Raw genomic sequence first — 566 nt, 5'->3', positions numbered from 1 at the left:
GCGATAGGGCTGGCCCCTTGACGACGAGATCGCCTTCAACCGCTTGAGCTTGCGGAACAGGTCGAGGTCGAGGCTGGGATAGCGCCAGCCTTCCCGATTGAAGCAGGCGACGTGGTCGATCTTGGTCTTCGAGCGAAGATGCTCGATCCAGCCGCCCTGGGCGAGCAGGTGCAGGATGCGCTGTTCGGCGCGGGTGATATCCATGATGAGATGTCCGGACAAGAGAAATGGTCCGGCGCCTGGCAGAGCATGCTCTGGGGCCGGGATGCATGTTCTCCGCTGCGCGCGTGGCGATCGAACATCTTTCGATCGCAAAATCGCGGGCAGGGTCCGTCAGGCAATCTCAGACAAGTTGGACATCAGAACTCCTTTGGGAGAGCTTCAATTTAGCCGCTACGGCTCCGGCGTCAACCCAGGATAATTGCCGGAAGGCCTTGACCGGCAAGGTTTTCCGGGTTTCGATTGATAACGGGGACTGTCTCAACAGGAGCGCCGATGCCGACCATCCGCAGCGCACGCGAAGACGAAGCGGCAGACATCGCCGCCGTGGGCATGCGCGCCTGGGC

The 566-nt window shown here is 61.3% G+C and carries 1 protein-coding gene; it reads right to left on the bottom strand.

Annotation, left to right across the window (positions count from 1 at the left end):
* On the bottom strand, positions 1-204 hold a 204-nt coding region (locus tag AC1D0P_RS27515; RefSeq protein WP_477679630.1), incomplete at its 3' end, for a YjhX family toxin.
* Between the last annotated feature and the right edge of the window lie 362 nt (positions 205-566).

The organism is Polaromonas sp. P1_G2, assembly GCF_056405515.1.
Note: the sequence above shows the minus strand (reverse complement) of the source record. Positions and strands in the feature narration are given on the sequence as shown.